The following is a 22,926-nucleotide window of genomic DNA, read 5'->3' on the forward strand; positions in this document are numbered from 1 at the left end:
TCATGCAAGAGATCCGCAACTACACCATGAACTTCGGCCCGCAGCATCCCGCTGCGCACGGCGTGCTGCGCCTGGTGCTGGAGATGGACGGCGAAACCGTGGTTCGTGCCGATCCGCATATCGGTCTGCTCCACCGCGGTACCGAGAAGCTGGCCGAATCCAAGCCGTTCAATCAGTCGATCGGCTACATGGATCGCCTCGACTACGTGTCGATGATGTGCAACGAGCACGCTTACGTGCGTTCCATCGAAACCCTGCTGGGTATCGAGGTGCCGGAGCGTGCGCAGTACATCCGCACGATGTTCGACGAGATCACCCGCATCCTCAATCACCTGATGTGGATCGGTTCCAACGCGCTCGACCTGGGTGCGATGGCGGTGTTCCTGTACGCGTTCCGTGAGCGCGAGGAACTGATGGACGTCTACGAGGCGGTGTCGGGCGCGCGCATGCACGCGACCTATTACCGTCCGGGTGGCGTCTACCGCGACCTGCCCAACCACATGTCGCAGTACCGCGAGTCGCCCTGGCACAAGGGCAAGGACCTCAAGCGCCTGAATTCCTGGCGCGAAGGTTCGATGCTCGACTATCTGGAAGCGTTCACCAGCGACTTCCCGACCAAGGTCGACGAGTACGAAGAACTGCTCACCAACAACCGCATCTGGAAGCAGCGCACGGTCGGCATCGGCGTGATCCCGCCGGAAAAGGCGCAGGCCTGGGGCATGACCGGCGTGATGCTGCGCGGTTCGGGCATCGAATGGGATCTGCGCAAGAAGCAGCCGTACGCCAAGTACGCCGAAGTTGATTTCGACATCCCGGTGGGCGTGGGCGGCGACTGCTACGACCGTTACCTGGTGCGCGTGGAAGAAATGCGCCAGTCCAACCGCATCATCCAGCAGTGCGTGAAGTGGCTGAAGGCCAACCCGGGTCCTGTGATCGTGCAGAACTACAAGGTGGCGCCGCCGCATCGCGAAAGCATGAAGGAGGACATGGAAGCACTGATCCATCACTTCAAGCTGTTCACGGAAGGCTATGGCGTGCCTGCGGGCGAAACCTATGCCGCCGTGGAAGCACCGAAGGGTGAGTTCGGTTGCTACCTGGTATCCGATGGTGCGAACAAGCCGTTCCGCGTGCATCTGCGCGCGCCGGGCTTCGCCCATCTGTCCTCGATGGACGTCACCGTACGCGGCCACATGCTGGCCGACGTGGTGGCGATGATCGGTACTTATGACCTCGTGTTCGGCGAAGTCGATCGCTGAGCCCGGAGGAAACCACACATGAAAGCCACCGGAAATTACGCGCAGGTCAAGAACGTCGACCCGCTCGTCGTACTGAACGAACACACTCGTCATCACATCGAGGAGTGGGTTGCCCGTTTTCCTCCCGACCGCAAGCGCTCGGCGCTGATCCAGGCGCTGTTTGCCGCGCAGGAACAGAACGAAGGCTTCCTCACCGACGAGCTGATCACCGCCGTTGCCAAGTACCTCGACCTGCCTGCCGTGTGGGCGTACGAGGTGGCGAGCTTCTACTCGATGCTCGAGACCAAGCCGGTGGGCCGCAACAATGTGGCCATCTGCACCAACGTCTCGTGCTGGCTCAATGGCGCCGATGATCTGGTGAAACATTGCGAGCAGAAGCTGGGCATCAAGCTGGGCGAAAGCACCGCCGATGGCCGCGTCTATCTGAAGCGCGAAGAAGAATGCATCGCCGCCTGCGCCAGCGCGCCGGCGATGACCGTCAATGGTCACTACCACGAGCGACTCTCGATCCAGAAGATCGATGAAATCCTCGATGGTTTGAAATAAGGGCTGGGCGCAATGGCTTACGGACCCGCACCCCAAGAACATCAGGTCGTCTACACCACGCTGCATTTCGACAAGCCGTGGGCGATGGACAGCTACACCCAGGTGGGTGGCTATGAAGCGTGGAAGAAAATCCTCGCCGAGAAGCCCGACCCGACCGCCCTGATCGACGAGATCAAGAAGAGCAATCTGCGCGGCCGCGGCGGCGCAGGCTTCCCGACCGGCCTGAAGTGGTCCTTCATGCCCAAGGGCACCATGCAGAAGTACATCCTCTGCAACTCCGACGAATCGGAGCCGGGCACCTGCAAGGACCGCGACATCCTGCGCTTCAACCCGCATGCGGTGATCGAAGGCATGGCGATCGCGTGCTATTGCACCGGTTCTACCGTGGCCTACAACTACCTGCGTGGCGAATTCCATCACGAGCCGTTCGAGCATTTCGAAGAGGCGCTGAAGGAAGCCTACGCCGCCGGTCTGCTGGGCAAGAATATCCAGGGCACCGGCCTTGATGTGGACATCTATGGCGCACTCGGCGCCGGTGCCTACATCTGCGGCGAAGAAACCGCGCTGATGGAATCGCTGGAAGGCAAGAAGGGCCAGCCGCGCTTCAAGCCGCCGTTCCCGGCCAACTTTGGCCTGTACGGCAAGCCCAGCACGATCAACAACACCGAAACCTATGCCTCGGTGCCGGCCATCCTGCGCAAGGGTGCGGACTGGTTCCTGGCGCAGAGCAAGACCAAGAACGGCGGTCCGAAGATCTTCTCGGTCTCCGGTTGCGTGCAGAAGGGTGGCAACTTCGAAGTGCCGCTGGGCACGACGTTCGACGAGCTGCTGGAAATGGCCGGTGGCCTGCGTCCGGGCCGTACGCTGAAGGGTGCGATTCCCGGCGGCGTGTCGATGCCGGTGCTGCGCGCGGAACAGCTGAAGGGCCTGCCGTTCGACTACGACACGCTGCGCGACCTCAAGACGGGCCTGGGCTCGGGCGCCATCGTGGTGCTCGACGACACCGTCTGCACGGTGCGCTTCACCCGCCGCATCTCGCAGTTCTTCCACAAGGAAAGCTGCGGCCAGTGCACGCCGTGCCGCGAAGGCACCGGCTGGATGCACCGCGTGCTGGATCGCATCGTGGAAGGCAACGGCACCATGGAAGACCTGCATCGTCTTAAGGCCATTGCCGGCCAGATCGAAGGCCACACCATCTGCGCGTTCGGCGAAGCCGCGGCGTGGCCGGTGCAGGGCTTCCTGCGCCAGTTCTGGGATGAATTTGAGTACTACATCGTCAACGGTCGCTCCATCGTCGACGACAAGCTTGGAGCCGCCGCATGAGTGCGCAGCCCGCAGCACCGAACCTAGACCTCATCAACATCGAGGTCGATGGCAAGCCCACGCAGATCCGCAAGGGCGCCATGATCATCGAGGCGGCTGATGCCATCGGCATCAACATTCCTCGTTTCTGCTATCACCGCAAGCTGCCGATCGCCGCCAATTGCCGCATGTGCCTGGTGGAAGTGGAGATGGGCGGCAAGCCCATGCCCAAGCCGCAGCCGGCCTGCGCCACCCCGGTGGCCGAAGGCATGAAGGTCACCACGCGCTCCGACTCCGCCCTGAAGTTCCAGAAGGACGTGATGGAGTTCCTGCTGATCAACCACCCGCTGGATTGCCCGATCTGCGATCAGGGCGGCGAGTGCGAACTGCAGGACGTCGCGCTGGGCTATGGCCGCAGCGTGTCGCGCTACACCGAACGCAAGCGCACCATCGCCGATGAAAACCTCGGTCCGCTGGTCGCCACCGAGATGACCCGCTGCATCCAGTGCACGCGCTGCGTGCGCTTCACCAGCGAAATCGCCGGTACGTACGAGCTGGGCGGCATGAGCCGTGGCGACAACCTGCAGATCGGCACCTACATCGGCAAGACCATCGAGACGGAACTGTCGGGCAACATCATCGACGTCTGCCCGGTGGGCGCGCTGACCAACAAGCCGTTCCAGTTCCAGGCACGCGCCTGGGAGCTGATCGCCAAGCCGTCCGTGGCCTATCACGATGCGCTGGGCTCCAACCTGTGGCTGCACACGCGCCGCGGTGAAGTGCTGCGCACGGTGCCGCGCGACAACGAATCGATCAACGAGTGCTGGCTCTCCGACCGCGACCGTTACAGCCATCAGGGCCTGTACGCCGCCGATCGCGTCGGCGCACCGCAGGTCAAGCGCAATGGCCAGTGGGTCACCACCACCTGGGACGACGCGCTGAGCGCTGCCGTGGAATCGCTCAAGGCCGTGCCGGGCAGCGAGCTGGGCGTGCTGGTGCATCCAGCCACCACCAACGAGGAGGGCGACCTGCTGGTGCGCCTGGCCCGTGGTCTTGGCAGTGCGCATATCGATCACCGCGTGCGTCAGCTGGACTTTGCCGACAACGCGATCGCCACGGCGTTCGCCAAGCCGGTTGCCGAGCTGGACAAGATCAAGGCGGCGCTGCTCGTCGGTTCCGACCTGCGTCACGAGATGCCGCTGCTCAATCACCGCATCCATCAGGCGGTGAAGAAGGGCGCCAAGGTCTACGCCGTCAATCCGGCGAGCTTCAACTTCAATTACAAGCTGACCGGCGAAGCCATCGTGGCGCCGCAGGCCTTGGTCGATGCGCTGCTGTCGCTGGCCAAGGGCGTGGTCGAAGCGGGTGCCACCGCACCGGCCGCCCTGGCCGATGCGATCCACGCTGCGTCGTGCGACGAGGGTGACAAGGACGCGATTGCCGATCTGAAGAGCGGCAGCGCGGTCGTCATCCTCGGCGAAGCCGCCGTCACCCATCCGCAGGCCTCGTGGCTGCGTGCCGTGGCGCAGTTCATCGCGCAGGCGACGGGTGCCGCTTACAACGAACTGCCGGTCGGTGCGAACGCCGTCGGCCTGGGCCGCGTCGGCGTGCTGCCGGGCAATGGCGGCCTCGACGCGCAGGCCATGCTGGCCCAGCCGCGCAAGGCGTATGTGCTGTACGGCGTCGAGCCGCAGGACGTGGCCGACGGCGCTGCCTTGCTGAAGTCGCTCAAGGGCGCGCAGAAGGTGGTGGCGTTCACCGCCTATGCCAGCGATGCGCTGCGCGAGGTGGCCGAAGTGATCCTGCCGATCGGCCTGTTGCCGGAAATCGACGGCACCCTGGTCAATGTCGATGGCCTGGCGCAGAGCGTGGCCGCCGGTGCGAAGGCGCCGGGCGATGCGCGTCCGGGCTGGAAGGTGCTGCGTGCACTGGGCGGCGTGATGAAGCTGGCCGGTTTCGAGTTCGACGACCTGGCCGGCCTGCGCGAAGGCATCAGCGAGCGTGCGCATCAGCCGCGCGCCGAGCTGTCCTCGCGTCCGTCGACAGGTGGCCTGAGCCGCCTCGCCACCTGGCCGATCTACCGGTCCGATGCCGTGCTCCGTCGCGCGACCGCACTCAGCAAGCACCCGCTCAACCGTGCGCCGGCCGTCCGCCTCAACGCGGATGAAGCCAAGCGCCTGGGCCTGGACGAGGGCGATGCCGTGCGCGTGAGCGACGCGGTGCTGCCGCTGGCGATCGATGCGACCGTGCCCGATGGCGCGGCCTGGATCGAAGCCGCACACGACGACACTGTCTCGCTGCCGCCTTACGGCGCAGCCCTCACCCTGAGCAAGGTGTAAACGCATGCTCGATCAGCTCATCAATCAAGTCGGCTTGCCGATCGTCTACATCCTGTGCATCGTCCTGCCGCTGGTCATCACGGTGGCGCTGTACGTGTGGTGGGAGCGCAAGGTGCTCGGCTGGATGCACGTGCGCATGGGGCCCAACAAGGTCGGCCCGTTCGGCCTGCTGCAGGCCTTTGCGGACGTCACCAAGCTGCTGATCAAGGAAGTGATTCTTCCGACCAGCGCGAACCGGGCCCTGTACTACATGGCGCCGCTGATCGCACTGATCCCGGCGCTGGCCGCCTGGGCGGTGATTCCCTTCAACGACAAGCTGGTGCTGGCCAACGTCAACGCCGGCCTGCTGTACCTGCTGGCGATGACCTCGCTAGGCGTGTACGGCATCATCCTGGCCGGCTGGGCGTCCAACTCGCGCTACGCGCTGCTGGGTGCCATGCGTTCGGCGGCACAGGTGATCTCGTACGAACTGGCCATGGGCCTGTGCCTGGTCTGCGTGCTGGTGCTGGCCGGTTCCCTGAACCTGACCGACATCGTGCATGCGCAGGCCGGCAGCAAGGGCATCTTCGACTGGTTCATGTGGCCGCTGCTGCCGGTGTTCGTCATCTACTTCATCTCGGGCGTGGCTGAAACTAACCGCGCGCCGTTCGACGTGGCCGAAGGCGAGTCGGAAATCGTCGCCGGCTTCCACGTGGAGTATTCGGGCTCGGCGTTCGCGCTGTTCTTCCTGGCCGAATACGCCAACATGATCCTGATCAGCTTCCTGGCGCCGATCCTGTTCATGGGCGGCTGGCTGTCGCCGCTGCCGGCCTCGTGGGGCATCGTGGGGCAGGCGAGCGTGCTGTGGCTGTTCGTCAAGGTGTTCGTCTTTGCCTTCATGTTCCTGTGGTTCCGCGCGAGCTTCCCGCGTTACCGCTATGACCAGATCATGCGTCTGGGCTGGAAGGTATTCATTCCCATCACCATCGTCTGGGTCCTCGTCGCCGGCTGCATGAAGTTTTTCGGCTGGGTCACCGTCGGCACGGGAGGCTGAAGAAACATGTCCCGCGTAACTCACTATTTCAAAAGCCTGCTGCTTATCGAGCTGTTCAAGGGCTTGGGCCTGACCATGCGTTACATGTTCAGCCCCAAGTACACCATGCGCTATCCGATGGAGCACATCCCCAAGTCCAACCGCTTCCGCGGCCTGCATGCGCTGCGTCGCTACGCCAACGGCGAAGAGCGCTGCATCGCGTGCAAGCTGTGCGAGGCGGTGTGCCCGGCGCTCGCCATCACCATCGACTCCGCCCCGCGCGAGAGTGACGGCCAGCGCCGCACCACGCGTTATGACATCGACCTGTTCAAGTGCATCTTCTGCGGCTTCTGCGAAGAGAGCTGCCCGGTCGATTCGATCGTCGAGACGCACATCCATGAGTACCACTTCGAGCAGCGTGGCGAGAACGTGGTGACCAAGCCGCAGCTGCTCGCCATCGGCGATCGCTTCGAGCAGGACATCGCGGCTGCCCGCGCTCAAGACGCCGCGTATCGCTGAGGACGGGACATCATGATCGATCCGAATATGTTCCAACTCGTGTGCTTCTACGCCTTCGCGGCCGTCACCGTGGTGGCGGCGCTGGGCGTGATCACGCTGCGCAACACGGTGCATGCCGTGCTGTCGCTGGTGCTCACCTTCTTCAGCACCGCCTGCATCTGGCTGCTGGCCGAAGCCGAATTCCTCGCCATTGCCCTGATCGTGGTCTACGTGGGCGCGGTGATGGTGCTGTTCCTGTTCGTGGTGATGATGCTGGACATCAAGCAGGAGCACGTGCGCGAGGGCTTCATCAAATACCTGCCGGTCGGCATCATCGTGGCCCTGGTCATGCTGGGCGAAATGCTCGCGCTGATCGGCGTGCGTGCGATGCACCAGGCCGTGATGGGCGCCGACCCCGCCACCGTGGCCGGTATGTCCAACACCGCCTGGCTGGGCAATGCGCTCTACACGCAGTTCCTGCTGCCGTTCGAAGTGGCCGCGCTGATCCTGACCGTGGGTGTGGTGGCCGCCGTGGTACTGACCCTGCGCCAGCGCACCGGCGTGCGTCACCAGCAGGCCTCGCAGCAGGTTCGCGTCAACCCGCGTGACCGCGTCCGCGTGGTGAAGATGGCGGCGGAAGTTCCCGCCGCGCCCCAGCCGGCACCGGGCAAGGAGACCACCCCATGATCACGCTTTCGCACTTCATCGTGCTCGGCGCCGTGCTGTTCTGCATCGCGCTGGCCAGTCTGTTCATCAATCGCAAGAACGTCATCGTGCTGCTGATGTCGATCGAGCTGATGCTGCTGGCGGTGAACATCAACTTCGTCGCGTTCTCCCGTTTCCTGGGTGACGTGGCAGGGCAGGTGTTCGTGTTCTTCATCCTCACCGTGGCTGCGGCGGAAACCGCCATCGGCCTGGCGATCCTGGTCCTGCTGTTCCGCAACCGCAGCACCATCAACGTCGCCGAAATCGACAGCATGAAGGGCTGACCCGATGGAATTGTCTACCTCCATTCTGCTGACCATCGCCCTGGCACCGCTCGTCGGCTGCCTGCTGGCGGGCTTCTTCGGTCGCTTCATCGGTCGCGCCGGCTCGCACAGCGTGACCATCCTGGGCGTGGCGATCGCCTGCGGCCTGTCGTTCTACGTGCTGTACCAGCTCACCTCGGGCGGCGCACCGATCTATAACCAGAACATCTACACCTGGTTCGAGATCGGCAACTACAGCGCCCACGTCGGCTTCATGATCGATCGCCTGACCGCCATGATGATGGTGGTGGTGACCTTCGTGTCGCTGCTGGTGCACATCTACACCATCGGCTACATGGCCGATGATCCGGGCTACCAGCGCTTCTTCAGCTACATCTCGCTGTTCACCTTCTCGATGTTGATGCTCGTGATGAGCAACAACTTCATGCAGCTGTTCTTCGGCTGGGAAGCGGTGGGCCTGGTGTCGTACCTGCTGATCGGCTTCTGGTACAAGCGCCCGACGGCGATCTTCGCCAACCTCAAGGCGTTCCTGGTCAACCGCGTGGGCGACTTCGGCTTCCTGCTCGGCATCGCCGGCGTGCTGTATTTCCTGGGCACGCTCGACTACACCACGGCCTTCGCCGCGGCGCCGACGCTGGTGGGCAAGACCCTGCAGATCACCCAGAACACGCATTGGGATGCTGCTACCGTCATCTGCATCTGCCTGTTCATCGGCGCGATGGGCAAGTCCGCCCAGGTGCCGCTGCACGTGTGGCTGCCCGATTCGATGGAAGGTCCCACCCCGATCTCGGCACTGATCCACGCCGCGACCATGGTGACCGCCGGCATCTTCATGGTGGCGCGCATGTCGCCCATCTTCGAACTGTCGGAAACCGCGCTCAGCTTCGTGATGATCATCGGCGCCACCGGCGCGCTGTTCACCGGCCTGATCGGCATCGTGCAGAACGACATCAAGCGCGTCGTCGCGTACTCCACGCTGTCGCAGCTGGGCTATATGACGGTGGCGCTGGGCGTGTCCGCTTATGCCGGCGCCGTGTTCCACCTGATGACGCATGCCTTCTTCAAGGCGCTGCTGTTCCTGGGTGCCGGCTCGGTCATCATTGCCATGCACCATGAGCAGGACATGCGCTACATGGGCGGCCTGCGCAAGTACATGCCGATCACCTGGATCACCATGTGGATCGGTTCGCTGGCGCTGTGCGGCGTGCCGTTCTTCGCGGGCTTCTATTCCAAGGACGCCATCATCGAAGCGGTGGGCGAGTCGCATCGCTGGGGTGCCACCTACGCCTACTTCTGCGTGATGGCCGGCGCCTTCGTGACCGCGCTGTACACCTTCCGCCAGATGTACCTGACCTTCCACGGCAAGGAGCGCTTCGTGGTGGTGCACGATCATGGCCACGGTCATGCTCACGGCCACGACGACCATGCCGCGCACGACGAGCACCATCATGTCTCGCACAAGGATGACCACGGTCATCACGAGCAGGGCATCATGCACGAGACGCCGAAGGAGTCGCCGTGGGTGGTGACGCTGCCGCTGATCCTGCTGGCGATCCCGTCGATCATCGTGGGCTTCCTCGCCATCCAGCCGATGCTTTACGGCGAGTGGTTCGGTTCGGCCATCCACGTCAACGAGGCGAACAATGTCCTCGGCGAGCTGGCCAAGGAGTTCCACGGTTCGGTGGGCATGGCGTTGCATGGCTTCCTGCAGCTGCCGTTCCTGCTGGTGCTGACCGCGTTCGCGATCCAGACCTACATCTACCTGTTCAACCCGTCCGTGGCCGATCGCATCAAGAACGCGCTCAAGCCGATCTATAACCTGCTCAACCACAAGTACTGGTTCGACGCGGTGTATTTCATCGTCTTCGCGCGCGGCGGTATGGCGCTGGGTCGTGCCCTGTGGAAGGGCGGCGATGCAGCGGTTATCGACGGCGTGCTGGTCAATGGTTCGGCGGGTCTGGTCGACCGTATTGCAGGTGGTATGCGTCGCCTGCAGTCCGGCTATCTCTATCACTACGCCTTCGCGATGATTCTCGGCCTTATCCTGCTGCTTGGCGGGTATTGGCTGGTCGGGCAATAAGGGAACCTGCTCCATGTTCAATCATTTGCTCAGCCTGCTGATCTGGCTCCCCGTGGTGGGTGCCATCCCGGTGCTGCTCGCCGGCTCCGGCCGACCCAACGCTGCGCGTTGGATCGCCCTGGCGGTCGCCGTCCTCACCTTCGTGCTCAGCCTCTACATGCTGCCGCTGTACAACGCGGCAGACGCCACCAAGCAGCTCGCCGAAAGCCATGTGTGGATCGCCTCGCTGGGCGTCCACTACAACCTGGCGGTCGACGGCATTTCGGTGGCCCTGATCCTGCTGACCAGCTTCGTCGGCATCCTGGTGATCGTGGGCGCGTGGGAGGTCATCCAGACCAACCCGCACCAGTACATGTCCGCCATGCTGGTGCTCGAGGGCCTGATGATCGGCGTGTTCTGCGCCACCGACGCGTTGCTGTTCTACGTGTTCTTCGAGGCCATGCTGATCCCGATGTTCATCCTCATCGGTGTCTGGGGTGGTCCGCGTCGCGTCTATGCCACGCTGAAGTTCTTCATCTACACGTTCTTCGGCTCCATCTTCATGCTGGTGGGCCTGATCTACCTGTACCTGAAGGCCGGTTCGTTCGACCTGGCCACGCTGGCGGCGCTGCCGCTGAGCATGAAGGAGCAGACCTGGCTGTTCTTCGCCTTCCTGATCGCCTTCGCGGTGAAGGTGCCGATGGTGCCGGTGCATACGTGGTTGCCGGATGCCCACGTGGAAGCGCCCACCGGCGGTTCGGTGGTGCTGGCCGCGGTGATGCTGAAGATCGGTGGCTACGGTTTCCTGCGCTTCTCGCTGCCGATCACGCCGGACGCCGCTGATGCGTACGCCTGGGTGGTGATTGGGCTCAGCCTGATCGCGGTGGTCTACATCGGCTACATCGCGCTGGTGCAGGAGGACATGAAGAAGCTGGTGGCGTATTCGTCCGTGGCGCACATGGGCTTCGTGACGCTGGGCATCTTCATCGCCTTCATGCTGGTGCGCGGCAGCAACAACCTCGATGCCGCCAAGCTGGGCATGCAGGGTGCGATGGTGCAGATGATCTCGCACGGCTTCGTCTCGGGCGCGATGTTCTCGTGCATTGGCGTCCTGTACGACCGCATGCACACCCGCCAGATCAAGGACTACGGCGGCGTCATCAACGTGATGCCGTGGTTCGGCTTCTTCTACGTGGTGTTCGCCATGGCCAACAGCGGCCTGCCGGGTACCAGCGGTTTCGTGGGCGAATTCCAGGTGATCCTGGCCAGCTTCCAGGCCAATCCGCTGATCGCCTTCTTCGCCGCCTTCACCCTGATCATCGGTGCCGCGTACACGCTGTACATGGTCAAGCGCGTGCTGTGGGGTGACATCACCAATCCGCACGTGGCGGAGATGAAGGACCTCAACGGACGCGAATGGTTTGTGCTGGGCGCGTTCGCCGCAGCCGTGTTCGCCCTAGGCATCTGGCCGCAGCCGCTGATCCACCTGATGGATTCGTCGGTCACGCAGCTGGTGACCCAGCTTGGCAACCACAAGATTTAAGCAGGACTGATCATGCCGAATCTCAATGACATACTGATCCTGTTGCCGGAGTTCTATCTGGTGGCGGCAGCGTGCTTGCTGCTGTTGCTGGATGCCTTCATGAAGCCCGAGCAGCGCCCGGTGCTGCACTGGCTGTCGATCGCCGTCCTGCTGGTGGCCATCTACCTGGTCGTCGCCGGCCAGCCCAGCCAGGCGGTCACGGCGTTCAACGGCATGTTCATCCGCGACGGCGTCGCGGAGATCCTCAAGGTCTTCTCGCTGCTGACCACGGTGCTGGTGTTCTTCTACGCCAAGCCCTATCTGCAGGATCGCAAGCTGTTCGTGGGCGAGTTCTACACGCTGACCATCTTTGCGGTGATCGGCATCATGCTGCTGGTGTCCGCCGGCAACCTGATCATGGTGTACCTGGGCCTGGAACTGCTGACGCTGTCGTCGTACGCGCTGGTCGCGCTCAACCGCGATTCGCGTCTGTCCTCGGAAGCGGCCATCAAGTACTTCGTGCTGGGTGCGCTGGCCTCGGGCATGCTGCTGTACGGCATGTCGATGGTCTACGGCGCCACCGGCACGCTCGACCTCGTGCGCCTGCACACGGCGGCCGGCCACACCGGCATGCCGCATCTGCTGGTGTTCGGCCTGATCTTCATGATCGTGGGTATCGGCTTCAAGCTCGGTGCCGCGCCGTTCCACATGTGGATCCCGGACGTGTACCAGGGTTCGCCGACGGCGGTGACGGTCTTCATCGGTTCCGCGCAGAAACTGGCGGCGTTCGGTATGGCCTACCGCTTGCTGGCCTCGGGTCTGGGCGACCTGTCCCAGCACTGGCAGCTGATGCTGGCGTGCCTGGCCGTGTTGTCGCTGGCGATCGGCAACATCGTCGCCATCGTGCAGACCAACCTCAAGCGCCTGCTGGCCTATTCGACCATCTCGCACATGGGTTATCTGCTGGTTGGTCTGGTCAATGCCGGTCCGGAAGGCTATGCCGCGTCGCTGTTCTATGCGATCAGCTATGCGATCACCAGTGCCGCGGCGTTCGGCATGATCCTGGCGCTGGCGCGTGCCGGCTTCGAGTGCGAAGAGATCGACGATCTCAAGGGCCTCAACCAGCGCTCGCCGTGGGCTGCGTTCCTGATGATGCTGGTGATGTTCTCGCTGGCCGGCGTACCGCCGCTGTTCGGCTTCTTCGGCAAGCTGCTGGTGTTCCAGGCCGCGATCCATGCCGGCTACCTGTGGCTTGCCCTGGTCGGCGCGGTGTTCGCCATCATCGGCCTCTACTACTACCTGCGCGTGGTCAAGGTGATGTACTTCGACAAGCCGGTGGAAGGCACCGAAGTGCACCTGCAGAAGGACGTCTCGGTACGCCTGGTACTGTCCTTGAATGTGCTGGCGCTGCTGGTGCTCGGCATCGTCTGGGGCCCGCTGTTCGGCTGGTGCCAGAGCGTTTTCGTCGGCTGAAGACTGCTTGATTTGGGGGCGTGACGGCCGCATCTCCGTTACGCTTTCTTGGCGATGAAGTGAAATTAGTTAGCGAAAAGGCTTGCAAGAATTCGGCCATCTCGCTAATCTTTGCGGACTCTGATGCGGGGTGGAGCAGTCTGGCAGCTCGTCGGGCTCATAACCCGAAGGTCGTAGGTTCGAATCCTACCCCCGCTACCAGATCTTTCTTAGAACAAGAAAGCCTCCTCGTGAGGCTTTTTTGTTGGGCGCAAGGAAGCGTCGCACGTGCGTCACAAGCCGCTTAGATGCTGGCTGCGCCCCAGGTGCCCCGAAAGAGTCTGGATGGGTCGGGACATCGGCGAGACGCTCTTATTCAAGAGCATGGAATGGGCCGCTTGAGCCCATTTTTTGTTTCTGGCGATCAGTAACGGTAGGGCAATCATGGATACGCAGGCACTGGCTCAACGCTTTACGGAAGTTCTGGCCGATCTTGGCCTGGAATGCATCGGCGTGGAGTTCACCCCGTCGCAGGGGCAGAGTACCCTGCGTGTCTTCCTCGACATCGAAGGCCGCGAGATCAACGTCGAGGATTGCGAGGCGGCGAGCCGCGAAATCTCGGCCATGCTCGATGTGGAAGATCCGATCCCGGGTCATTACGTGTTGGAAGTTTCCTCGCCCGGCATCGACCGTCCGTTGTTCACGGCGGCGCAGTTCGCCAAGGTGGCGGGAACGGAAGTGAAGATTTTGCTCAAGGCGCCCATGGAAGGACGTCGCCGCTTGCGCGGCAAGGTGATCTCGGTCGAAGGCGAGCGGATCTCGCTGGAAGCCGAAGGCAAGACCTTCGAGTTCGACCATGACGCCGTGGAAAGCGCGCGTGTGGTGCCCGACTGGGTGGCGCTCGGTTATGTGCCGCAGCCCAAGCCGGGTAAAGCCCCGGGCAAGAAGGCCGCGAAGTAAATCAACTTAAAACCGATGGGGCGCCGGCGGCGTCTACGGAGTTGCTGCAATGAGCAAAGAACTTTTGCTGGTGGTTGACGCGGTTGCCAATGAAAAAGGCGTGCCGCGTGAAGTGATTTTCCAGGCCATGGAAGCGGCACTCGCGTCCGCCGCCAAGAAGCGCTATCCGGACGAAGATCCGGATATCCGCGTGGTCATCGATCGCCACACCGGCGATTACGAAACCTTCCGTCGCTGGGAAATCATCGCCGACGACGGTGAGATGGAATCGCCGTACCACCAGGTGCGCCTGATGGACGCCGTCGACGAGCGCGAAGGCGCCGAGGTGGGCGAGTACATCGAGACGCAGATCGAGAACGCCGAATTCGGCCGCATCGCCGCGCAGGCCGCCAAGCAGGTGATCGTGCAGCGCGTACGCGAAGCCGAGCGCATGCAGGTGGTCGACGCCTTCCGCGAACGCGTGGGCGAGCTGGTCACCGGCATCGTCAAGCGCGTCGAGCGCGGCAATGTCTATCTGGACCTGGGCAGCAATGCCGAGGCCTTCATCCCGCGCGACCGCACCATTCCGCGCGAATCGGCCCGTGTCGGCGACCGCGTGCGCGGTTACCTCTACGAAGTCCGTTCCGAGGCCCGCGGCCCGCAGCTGTTCGTGTCGCGCGCCGCGCCGGAGTTCATGATCGAGCTGTTCAAGCTCGAAGTGCCGGAAGTGGGCCAGGGCCTGGTCGAGATCAAGGGCTGTGCCCGCGATCCGGGCGACCGCGCCAAGATCGCCGTGGTCGCGCACGATACCCGCACCGATCCCATCGGCGCCTGCATCGGCATGCGCGGTTCGCGTGTGCAGGCCGTGTCCAACGAGCTCAATGGCGAGCGCGTGGACATCATCCTGTGGCACGAAAACCAGGCCCAGTACGTCATCAACGCCATGGCGCCGGCTGAAGTGCAGTCCATTATCATGGACGAAGAGAAGCACTCGATGGACATCGCCGTGGCCGAGGACAAGCTGTCCCAGGCCATCGGTCGCGGTGGCCAGAACGTGCGCCTGGCCAGCAAGCTCACCGGCTGGCAGCTCAACGTGATGACGCAGGACCAGGTCGCCGCCAAGAGCGAGGCCGAACAGGAATCCGCCCGCCAGCTGTTCATGGAAAAGCTGGAAGTGGACCAGGAGATCGCCAACATCCTCGTGCAGGAAGGCTTCTCCAGCGTCGAAGAAATCGCCTATGTGCCGAGCGCCGAGCTGCTGGCCGTGGAAGGTTTCGACGAAGACATTGTTGAAGAGCTCCGCGCCCGCGCCCGCGACGCGCTGCTCACCGAAGCACTGGCCGTGGAAGAGGGCATCGACGAGCATCAGCCGTCCGACGAACTCCTGCATCTGCCGGGCATGGACGAAGCCACCGCGTTTGCGCTGGCTTCGCGTGAAGTGGTCTCGGTGGACGATCTGGCCGACCTCGCGGTTGATGACCTGATCGACATCGATGGCATGGACGAGGAACGCGCTGCGGCGCTGATCATGGCAGCACGTGCGCCGATGATCGCTCGTCTGGAGAAAGGTGGCTAACCGCGGGCGGTAGCGCTCTGGAAGAGCGCACCGAGGAGGGCTGAGATGCCTCCACCATGGATGGGTTGGCTGTGCAGGCGAAGCCGCACGGACGTTAAGCGCGGGAACGGCGGAGAAAGAACACGATGTCGGACGTAACGATCAAACAACTTGCCAAGGTACTTGGCATGCCGGTGGACAGGCTGCTTGGGCAGCTGGGCGAAGCTGGTATGAAATTCTCCGATCCGGAGCAGATCATCAGCAGCACCGAAAAGGTGAAGCTGCTGGGCTTCCTGCGCCGTACCCATGGCAAAACCGAGATCAGTCCCGCGGAAGCGGACGACAGCTCGCCCCGCCAGATCACCCTCAAGCGTCGCAAGGTCAGCGAGCTCAAAGTCGCCACGCCGGGCGGCCGCGGTGCCGCTGCCAGCGCCAAGACGGTGAACGTCGAAGTGCGCGCCAAGCGGACCTACGTCAAGCGCAGCGTCATCGCCGAAGAAGCGGGCAATGACGTCGAGCGCGAAGACGCCGTGCGCAAGCTGCAGGAATCTCAGACGCAGCGCGACCACGAAGAAAACGAGCGCCTGGATGCGGATCGCCGCCGCCAGGAAGAAGCCCAGCAGCGCGCCGACGAGGCTCAGCGCCAGCGCGAGGCCGAAGAAGAACAGCGTCGCCAGCAGGCCGAGGCTGAGGCCGCCGCGCGCGCCAGGGAACAGCAGGAGCGCCAGGTGGCTGCCGAAGCTGCTTCCGCACCGACTCGCAGCGAGCCCACGCCGGTGACGGTCGAGCCGGTCAGCGCCGAAGTCGCCGAAAAGCAGGCTCCGGTCGAACAGTCGGTCCAGCGCATCGATCACAGCGCGCTGGGCATGATCGTGCCGACCATCCACGAGCCGCGTCGCCGCGAGAAGAAGGTCGTGGTCGTGGCGGCTGCGCCCGCTCCGGCTCCGGCCCCCGCTCCGGCAGCAGCGCCCGCCGCAGGTGCACCCCGTACGCCGGGTGCTCCCAATGCAGCAGCAGGCGCCGCGGCACCGGCTGGCAGCAGCAACAAGACCCGTTATGCCCGCGAGCGCGAGGAAGGCCCCGGTGGCAAGCGCTTCGCCGCAGGCGAGATGCACCTGAGCGACGCCGACCGTGCGCGCCGCTCCAGCAACAACAAGCGTGGCGGCAAGGCCGGCCGTGGCCCGAGCCGCGATACCTCGCGGTATAGCAGCCCGTCCTCCAGCGGCCCGCATGGCTTCACCCGTCCCACCGCTGCGGTGGTGCGCGAAGTCGTGATCGGTGACCACAACGTGGTGGCCGACCTGGCCAACAAGATGGCGGTCAAGGGTTCGGAAGTGGTCAAGGCCCTCTTCAAGATGGGCGTGATGGCCACCATCAACCAGACCATCGACCACGACACCGCGGTGCTGGTGGTCGAAGAGCTGGGCCATACCCCGGTCGCGGCGAGCGAGAACAACGCCGAAGCCGCGCTGGCTGCCCACACGCAGAACGCCGAGCTCGAGGGCGAGAAGAAGCCGCGTCCGCCGGTGGTCACCATCATGGGCCACGTCGACCACGGCAAGACCTCGCTGCTGGATTACATCCGCCGCACCAAGGTCGCCTCGGGCGAAGCCGGTGGCATCACCCAGCACATCGGTGCGTACCACGTGGAAACGCCCAAGGGCGTGATCACCTTCCTGGATACCCCAGGCCACGCGGCGTTCACCTCGATGCGTGCCCGCGGCGCCCAGTCCACGGATATCGTGGTGCTGGTCGTGGCAGCTGATGACGGCGTCATGCCGCAGACGGCCGAAGCCGTGCAGCATGCACGTGCCGCCAAGGTGCCGCTGATCGTGGCGCTCAACAAGATGGACAAGTCCGACGCCAATCCGGACCACGTCAAGCAGGGCCTCGGCAATCTGGAAGTGATTCCGGAAGAGTGGGGTGGCGACACCCCGTTCGTGCCGGTCTCGGCCAAGACCGGCATGGGCATCGACGATCTGCTCGACGCCATTTCGGTGCAGGCCGAAGTGATGGAGCTGACCGCCGTGGAAGATGGCCCCGCCTCCGGCGTGGTGATCGAATCCAGCCTGGACCGCGGTCGCGGCCCGGTGGCGACGGTGTTGGTACAGCAGGGCACGCTCAAGCGCGGCGACTTCGTCGTCTGCGGTATCGAGTATGGCCGCATGCGTGCGCTGATCGACGAAGCCGGCAAGACCGTGCAGGAAGCCGGTCCGTCCATTCCGGTGCAGGTGCTGGGTCTGTCCGGCGTGCCGGAAGCCGGTGACGACTTCGTGGTGGTGGCCGACGAACGCCTCGCTCGTGAAGTGGCCGCCGAGCGTCAGCTCAAGCGTCGCGAAACGCGCATGGTCAGCAAGGCCAACCGCCTTGAAGACATCATGGCGCAGATGGCCCAGGGCGCAGAGCAGCAGACGCTCAACATCCTGGTCAAGGCCGACGTGCAGGGTTCGGTGCAGGCACTGCGCGAATCGCTCAGCCAGATCGGCAACGAGAACGTGAAGGTCAACGTGATCGCGGCCGGCGTCGGCGGCATCACCGAGTCCGACGCCACCCTCGCCGCCGCCTCCAAGGCGCTGGTGATCGGCTTCAACGTCCGTGCCGATGCGTCGGCGCGCAAGGTGATCGATACCTCGGGCCTCGATGTCCGTTACTTCTCGATCATCTACGACGTGATCGACCAGGTGAAGCAGGCCGCTTCCGGTCTGCTGGGCAAGGAAGTGCGCGAAGAGATCATCGGCGTGGCGCAGGTCCGCGAGGTGTTCCGCAGCTCCAAGTTCGGCGCGGTGGCCGGTTGCATGGTCATCGAAGGCACGGTCAAGCGCAGCAAGCCGATCCGCGTGTTGCGCGACAACACCGTGGTGTTCCAGGGCGAACTGGAATCGCTGCGTCGCTTCAAGGACCTGGTCGACGAAGTGCGCAACGGCATGGAATGCGGTATCGCCGTGAAGCAGTACAACGACGTCAAGGTCGGCGACCAGATCGAATGCTTCGAGCGTATCGAGGTGGCCCGCACGCTGTAACAGTGGACGGCCCGCACGCCGGGCCGACACTTGCAGTGGTGGTATTGAGGCGGGCGGTGTGGATGACCACATCGCTCGCTTTCGTTTTTTCGGGTCCCGCCATGCTGGTGGGCACTCACATTGAAGAGTGTGGCCATGGGCGGCCGCTTTTTGATCCTCGCGTTCAGGGATGAGCGCAAACACCTAGGAGCACCCCCATGCCCTCACGCGATTTCAAACGTACCGACCGCGTCGGCGCCGAACTGCGCCGCGAGCTGGGCCTGCTGGTCCATGCCGCCGTGCGCGACCACGGCCTGCCATTGATGAGCGTGTCAGACGTGGAAGTCACCCGCGATCTCGACTGGGCAACGGTGTGGATCACGGCCTTGCAGCCGGAGCGTTCCCTCGAAGCCATGAAGGCGCTGAAAGAGCTGGCGGTGGAATTTCGCCGCGAGCTGTCCCGCACCATGCGCCTGCGCCGCGTGCCGGAGCTGCGCTTCAAGTACGACGACTCGGTCGACAAGGGCGAGCGCATCGAGACCCTGTTGCGGCAGGAAGCTGCACGCATGCCGGCTGCGGATGAGGAAGGCGAGGGCGAAGGCGAAGGCGAGAAGGGCTGAGCGTCTGCGCGCGTCTCACCTCGACGTTCGTCACCCTTCACCGTCATTCCGGCGAAAGCCGGAATCCAGCGCCTTTTTATGCGCAACCCAAGAGCGAAAGGCACTGGATTCCGGCTTTCGCCGGAATGACGGTGAGGGAAGCAAGCGTTGACGTGAGTTCCAGAACAGGCTTCAAGAACTAAAACCCCCATGAAGCGCAAGATTCGTTTCCGCGACCTGCACGGCATCGTGCTGCTGGACAAGCCGCTGGAGCTCAGCTCCAACGCGGCCCTGCAGGTCGTACGCAAAGGTATTTTCCGGGCGGAGAAGGGCGGCCACACCGGCGCGCTCGATCCGCTCGCCACCGGCCTGCTGCCGCTGTGCTTCGGCGAGGCGACCAAGCTGGCCGGCATGCTGCTGGGCTCGCGCAAGGCCTATCTGGCCGAGTGCCGGCTGGGCGCCACCACGTCAACGGCAGACCTTGAAGGCGAGATCGTGCAGGAGCGGCCGGTGCCTGCGCTCACCGACGAGGTCATCGAGGCCTCACTGGCCAAGCTGCGCGGACGCATCACCCAGGTACCCCCGATCTATTCCGCCATCAAGCTGGACGGCGAGCCGCTGTATGTGAAGGCGCGCCGTGGCGAGGCCGTGGACGTGCCCTCGCGCGAGGTGGAGGTCTACCGGCTGGAGGTGGTGTCGCGCACCGCTGACAGCCTCACGCTTTACGTCGAATGTGGCTCGGGCACCTATGTGCGCAGTTTGGCCGTCGACCTGGGCGAGGACCTGGGCTGTGGCGCCCATCTGACCGCGCTGCGCCGGCTATGGGTGGAACCGTTCCGAGAACCGGCCATGGTCACGGTGGAGCAGCTGCAGGCGGCACTGGAGCAGGGCGACGAGGCACTGTTGCCGTACCTGTTGCCGGTCTCCGCGGCCCTGGCCGATCTGCCCGCCATGCACCTGGACGCCGGGCAGAGCCTGGCCGTCTCACAGGGGCAGCAGATTCCAGTGGATCCGGCCCTGGCTGGCCGGCATGCGGTGTTCGCCGACGACGGCCGCCTGCTCGCCCTGAGCGAGACGGTGGGCGGAAAACTGTGCATCGTGCGGGGTTTTAACCTGTCCCCGGACGGTAAACCTAGCCACTGACTATGACGGTCTTGTTGTCATAGGGCTCCGGTCGCTACAATACGGAGCTTGTTCCAGACTTTTCATTCATCAAGGCGAAGCTTGCGCAACGTCACCAACGTGACGTTGCGCAAGCTTCGCACCGCTTTTTTAGGAAGAGATACCAATGTCCCTTACCGCTGAACAGACCGGCAAAATCATCGCTGACTTCGGCCGCGTGCCGAACGATACGGGTTCGCCGGAAGTGCAGGTCGCCCTGCTGTCGGCCCGCATCGACCACCTCACCGACCACTTCAAGGCGCACAAGCAGGATCACCATTCCCGCCGCGGCCTGCTCAAGCTGGTCAACCAGCGCAAGCGTCTGCTTGCCTACCTGAAGGATCGTGACCTGGCTCGCTACCAGGGCCTCATCGAGCGCCTCGGCCTCCGTCGCTAAGTGTTGATGTTCGCGTTCATTCGTGAGCGCGAAGGTCAAAAAGCGGCCAACTCTGGCCGCACTTCCCAATTCAGGAAAAGACAGTGGCGAAAGTAACCAAGTCATTCCAGTTCGGTAATCACGAAGTCACACTGGAGACGGGCGAAATCGCCCGCCAGGCTTCTGGTGCCGTCATGGTCAGCATGGGCGGCACGGTTGTGCTGGTCACCGTGGTGGCCAATGCCAAGGCGAAGGAAGGGCAGGATTTCTTCCCGCTCACCGTCGACTACGTCGAGAAGTTCTACTCCGCGGGCCGTATCCCGGGTGGCTTCTTCAAGCGCGAAGGCCGCCCGACCGAGAAGGAGACGCTGACCTCGCGTCTGATCGATCGTCCGGTCCGCCCGCTGTTCCCGGAAGAGTTCAAGAACGAAGTGCAGGTCATCGCACAGGTCGTGTCGCTGAACCCGGAAATCGACGGCGACATCCCGGCCATGCTGGGCGCCTCCGCGGCGCTGAGCCTCGCCGGTATCCCGTTCAAGGGTCCGATTGGCGCTGCCCGCGTCGGTTACGCCAACGGCAAGTACCTGCTCAACCCGACTGCCACCGAGCTCAAGACCTCCGAGCTTGACCTGGTCGTCGCCGGTACGGCCAACGCCGTGCTGATGGTGGAGTCCGAAGCCAAGCTGCTGTCCGAGGAAGTGATGCTCGGCGCCGTGGTGTTTGGTCACCAGCAGCTGCAGGTGGCCGTCCGCGCCATCGCCGAGCTGGCCACCGAGGCGGCTCGTCCGTCCATGGCATGGTCCGCTCCGGCCCGCAACGAGTCGCTGATCGCCGCCCTCACCGGCGCCGTCGGCAACCAGCTGGAAGCCGCCTTCCAGGTGCGCGACAAGCTGCAGCGCCGCGACGCCATCGCTGCCATCAAGAGCGACGTGCTCGCCTCGCTGGCCGCCGACGTCGAAGCCAAGGGCTGGGACAAGGCCGAGCTGTCGAAGGAATTCGCCGAGCTCGAATACCGCACCATGCGCGACGGCGTCCTCAAGACCAAGATCCGCATCGACGGTCGCAACCTCGACGACGTCCGCCCGATCTCCATCCGTGTCGGCGTGCTGCCGCGCACCCATGGTTCGGCGCTGTTCACCCGCGGCGAAACCCAGGCGCTGGTCGTGACCACGCTGGGCACCACCCGTGATGCGCAGATCATCGATGCGCCGGAAGGCGAGTCGAAGGATCCGTTCCTGTTCCACTACAACTTCCCGCCGTTCTCGGTCGGTGAAGCCGGTCGCTTCGGCGCGCCGAAGCGTCGCGAAATCGGCCACGGCCGCCTCGCCAAGCGCGGCGTGCAGGCGGTCAAGCCGTCCATCGAAGAATTCCCGTACGTGGTGCGCGTGGTTTCGGAAATCACCGAATCCAACGGCTCCTCGTCGATGGCTTCGGTGTGCGGTTCGTCGCTGGCCATGATGGACGCGGGCGTTCCGCTGAAGTCGCCGGTCGCCGGTATCGCCATGGGTCTGGTCAAGGAAGGCAGCGACTTCGTCGTGCTGTCGGACATCCTGGGTGACGAAGATCACCTCGGCGACATGGACTTCAAGGTAGCCGGTAGTGCCGATGGCATCTCCGCGCTGCAGATGGACATCAAGATCGACGGCATCACCGAAGAGATCATGAAGGTGGCGCTGGAACAGGCCAAGCGTGGTCGTCTGCACATCCTCGGCGAAATGGCCAAGGTGATCAGCACCGCCCGCACCGAGATGAGCGAGTTCGCCCCGCGCCTGCTCACCATCAAGATCCATCCGGACAAGATCCGCGAAGTGATCGGCAAGGGTGGCGCAACCATCCGTTCGATCACCGAAGAGACCGGCACCACCATCGACATCAGCGATGACGGCACCGTGATCATCGCCTCGGTCAACCGCGAAGCAGCCAACGCCGCCAAGGCGCGCATCGAGCAGATCGTCTCCGACGTCGAGCCGGGCCGCATCTACGAAGGCAAGGTTGCCAAGCTGATGGACTTCGGCGCGTTCGTGACCATCATGCCGGGCAAGGACGGCCTGGTGCACGTCTCGCAGATCTCCAGCGAGCGCGTGGAAAAGGTCTCCGACAAGCTCAAGGAAGGCGACATCGTCAAGGTCAAGGTGCTCGAAGTGGACAAGCAGGGCCGTATCCGCCTGTCCATGAAGGCCGTGACCGAGGACGAAGGCGCAGGCGCCTAAGTCGTCGACGCAAGGTACACACAGAAGCCCGGCGAAAGCCGGGCTTTTGTTTTGGGCGGGTGAGAATGATCGGAGGCGGCGAACGGCCTCTTCGCTCGTCATTCCGGCGCAG

18 protein-coding genes and 1 tRNA gene are annotated in these 22,926 nt (G+C 63.8%); all 19 read left to right on the plus strand.

The window, feature by feature from the left end:
• The first annotated feature begins 2 nt into the window (after positions 1-2).
• Entirely contained in the window at positions 3-1,256 is a 1,254-nt protein-coding gene (locus Y882_RS01825; RefSeq protein ID WP_046970158.1) for an NADH-quinone oxidoreductase subunit D, read from the plus strand.
• An 18-nt stretch (positions 1,257-1,274) separates the two neighbouring features.
• Entirely contained in the window at positions 1,275-1,802 is a 528-nt protein-coding gene (gene nuoE / locus Y882_RS01830; RefSeq protein ID WP_046970159.1) for an NADH-quinone oxidoreductase subunit NuoE, read from the plus strand.
• A gap of 12 nt (positions 1,803-1,814) precedes the next feature.
• On the plus strand, positions 1,815-3,125 hold the full coding sequence (nuoF, locus tag Y882_RS01835) for an NADH-quinone oxidoreductase subunit NuoF (protein WP_046970160.1): 1,311 nt from the start codon (positions 1,815-1,817) through the stop codon (positions 3,123-3,125).
• Entirely contained in the window at positions 3,122-5,443 is a 2,322-nt protein-coding gene (gene nuoG / locus Y882_RS01840; protein WP_046970161.1) for an NADH-quinone oxidoreductase subunit NuoG, read from the plus strand. The genes nuoF and nuoG overlap by 4 nt, the downstream gene beginning before the upstream one ends.
• 4 nt (positions 5,444-5,447) lie before the next feature.
• Positions 5,448-6,476 (plus strand): NADH-quinone oxidoreductase subunit NuoH, encoded by a 1,029-nt coding sequence (gene nuoH, locus Y882_RS01845; protein WP_046970162.1) that lies wholly within the window; start codon positions 5,448-5,450, stop codon positions 6,474-6,476.
• A gap of 6 nt (positions 6,477-6,482) precedes the next feature.
• A complete protein-coding gene (nuoI, locus tag Y882_RS01850) occupies positions 6,483-6,974 on the plus strand; it encodes an NADH-quinone oxidoreductase subunit NuoI (protein WP_046970163.1) in 492 nt (163 codons plus the stop codon).
• 12 nt (positions 6,975-6,986) lie between these two features.
• Positions 6,987-7,640, plus strand: a complete 654-nt coding sequence (locus tag Y882_RS01855) for an NADH-quinone oxidoreductase subunit J (RefSeq protein ID WP_046970164.1) — start codon at positions 6,987-6,989, stop codon at positions 7,638-7,640.
• Positions 7,637-7,942: an NADH-quinone oxidoreductase subunit NuoK gene (nuoK, locus tag Y882_RS01860; RefSeq protein ID WP_046970165.1), complete on the plus strand. Its 306-nt coding sequence runs from the start codon at positions 7,637-7,639 to the stop codon at positions 7,940-7,942. The genes Y882_RS01855 and nuoK overlap by 4 nt, the downstream gene beginning before the upstream one ends.
• Before the next feature lie 4 nt (positions 7,943-7,946).
• Entirely contained in the window at positions 7,947-10,022 is a 2,076-nt protein-coding gene (gene nuoL / locus Y882_RS01865) for an NADH-quinone oxidoreductase subunit L (RefSeq protein ID WP_046970166.1), read from the plus strand.
• Positions 10,023-10,035: 13 nt separating this feature from the next.
• Positions 10,036-11,544, plus strand: a complete 1,509-nt coding sequence (locus Y882_RS01870) for an NADH-quinone oxidoreductase subunit M (protein WP_046970167.1) — start codon at positions 10,036-10,038, stop codon at positions 11,542-11,544.
• A gap of 12 nt (positions 11,545-11,556) precedes the next feature.
• On the plus strand, positions 11,557-12,996 hold the full coding sequence (gene nuoN / locus Y882_RS01875) for an NADH-quinone oxidoreductase subunit NuoN (protein ID WP_046970168.1): 1,440 nt from the start codon (positions 11,557-11,559) through the stop codon (positions 12,994-12,996).
• A 124-nt stretch (positions 12,997-13,120) separates the two neighbouring features.
• A tRNA-Met gene (locus tag Y882_RS01880) sits at positions 13,121-13,197 on the plus strand.
• Between the two features lie 222 nt (positions 13,198-13,419).
• Positions 13,420-13,935, plus strand: coding sequence for a ribosome maturation factor RimP (locus Y882_RS01885; RefSeq protein ID WP_046970169.1), 516 nt, complete (start codon positions 13,420-13,422; stop codon positions 13,933-13,935).
• 49 nt (positions 13,936-13,984) lie between these two features.
• Entirely contained in the window at positions 13,985-15,490 is a 1,506-nt protein-coding gene (gene nusA / locus Y882_RS01890; RefSeq protein ID WP_046970170.1) for a transcription termination factor NusA, read from the plus strand.
• Between the two features lie 125 nt (positions 15,491-15,615).
• Positions 15,616-18,489, plus strand: coding sequence for a translation initiation factor IF-2 (infB, locus tag Y882_RS01895; protein ID WP_046970171.1), 2,874 nt, complete (start codon positions 15,616-15,618; stop codon positions 18,487-18,489).
• A gap of 197 nt (positions 18,490-18,686) precedes the next feature.
• On the plus strand, positions 18,687-19,088 hold the full coding sequence (gene rbfA / locus Y882_RS01900; protein WP_046970172.1) for a 30S ribosome-binding factor RbfA: 402 nt from the start codon (positions 18,687-18,689) through the stop codon (positions 19,086-19,088).
• Positions 19,089-19,277: 189 nt separating this feature from the next.
• Positions 19,278-20,210, plus strand: a complete 933-nt coding sequence (gene truB / locus Y882_RS01905) for a tRNA pseudouridine(55) synthase TruB (protein WP_046970173.1) — start codon at positions 19,278-19,280, stop codon at positions 20,208-20,210.
• Positions 20,211-20,355: 145 nt separating this feature from the next.
• Positions 20,356-20,625 carry a 30S ribosomal protein S15 gene (gene rpsO / locus Y882_RS01910; protein WP_019464706.1) on the plus strand — a complete coding sequence of 90 codons (270 nt, stop codon included), beginning with the start codon at positions 20,356-20,358 and terminating at the stop codon, positions 20,623-20,625.
• 83 nt (positions 20,626-20,708) lie between these two features.
• Positions 20,709-22,814: a polyribonucleotide nucleotidyltransferase gene (pnp, locus tag Y882_RS01915; RefSeq protein ID WP_046970174.1), complete on the plus strand. Its 2,106-nt coding sequence runs from the start codon at positions 20,709-20,711 to the stop codon at positions 22,812-22,814.
• Positions 22,815-22,926: the final 112 nt, after the last annotated feature.

Source organism: Dyella japonica DSM 16301 (genome assembly GCF_001010355.1).
Classification (GTDB): Bacteria; Pseudomonadota; Gammaproteobacteria; order Xanthomonadales; family Rhodanobacteraceae; genus Dyella; species Dyella japonica.

Coding starts and splice junctions, on each gene's coding strand:
- infB (WP_046970171.1), top strand. CDS start 15,616: ATGTCGGACGTAACGATCAAACAACTTGCCAAGGTACTTGGCATGCCG.
- rpsO (WP_019464706.1), top strand. CDS start 20,356: ATGTCCCTTACCGCTGAACAGACCGGCAAAATCATCGCTGACTTCGGC.
- nuoI (WP_046970163.1), top strand. CDS start 6,483: ATGTCCCGCGTAACTCACTATTTCAAAAGCCTGCTGCTTATCGAGCTG.
- Y882_RS01855 (WP_046970164.1), top strand. CDS start 6,987: ATGATCGATCCGAATATGTTCCAACTCGTGTGCTTCTACGCCTTCGCG.
- nuoK (WP_046970165.1), top strand. CDS start 7,637: ATGATCACGCTTTCGCACTTCATCGTGCTCGGCGCCGTGCTGTTCTGC.
- nuoG (WP_046970161.1), top strand. CDS start 3,122: ATGAGTGCGCAGCCCGCAGCACCGAACCTAGACCTCATCAACATCGAG.
- rbfA (WP_046970172.1), top strand. CDS start 18,687: ATGCCCTCACGCGATTTCAAACGTACCGACCGCGTCGGCGCCGAACTG.
- nuoH (WP_046970162.1), top strand. CDS start 5,448: ATGCTCGATCAGCTCATCAATCAAGTCGGCTTGCCGATCGTCTACATC.
- Y882_RS01825 (WP_046970158.1), top strand. CDS start 3: ATGCAAGAGATCCGCAACTACACCATGAACTTCGGCCCGCAGCATCCC.
- nuoF (WP_046970160.1), top strand. CDS start 1,815: ATGGCTTACGGACCCGCACCCCAAGAACATCAGGTCGTCTACACCACG.
- truB (WP_046970173.1), top strand. CDS start 19,278: ATGAAGCGCAAGATTCGTTTCCGCGACCTGCACGGCATCGTGCTGCTG.
- nuoE (WP_046970159.1), top strand. CDS start 1,275: ATGAAAGCCACCGGAAATTACGCGCAGGTCAAGAACGTCGACCCGCTC.
- Y882_RS01885 (WP_046970169.1), top strand. CDS start 13,420: ATGGATACGCAGGCACTGGCTCAACGCTTTACGGAAGTTCTGGCCGAT.
- nuoL (WP_046970166.1), top strand. CDS start 7,947: ATGGAATTGTCTACCTCCATTCTGCTGACCATCGCCCTGGCACCGCTC.
- nusA (WP_046970170.1), top strand. CDS start 13,985: ATGAGCAAAGAACTTTTGCTGGTGGTTGACGCGGTTGCCAATGAAAAA.
- Y882_RS01870 (WP_046970167.1), top strand. CDS start 10,036: ATGTTCAATCATTTGCTCAGCCTGCTGATCTGGCTCCCCGTGGTGGGT.
- nuoN (WP_046970168.1), top strand. CDS start 11,557: ATGCCGAATCTCAATGACATACTGATCCTGTTGCCGGAGTTCTATCTG.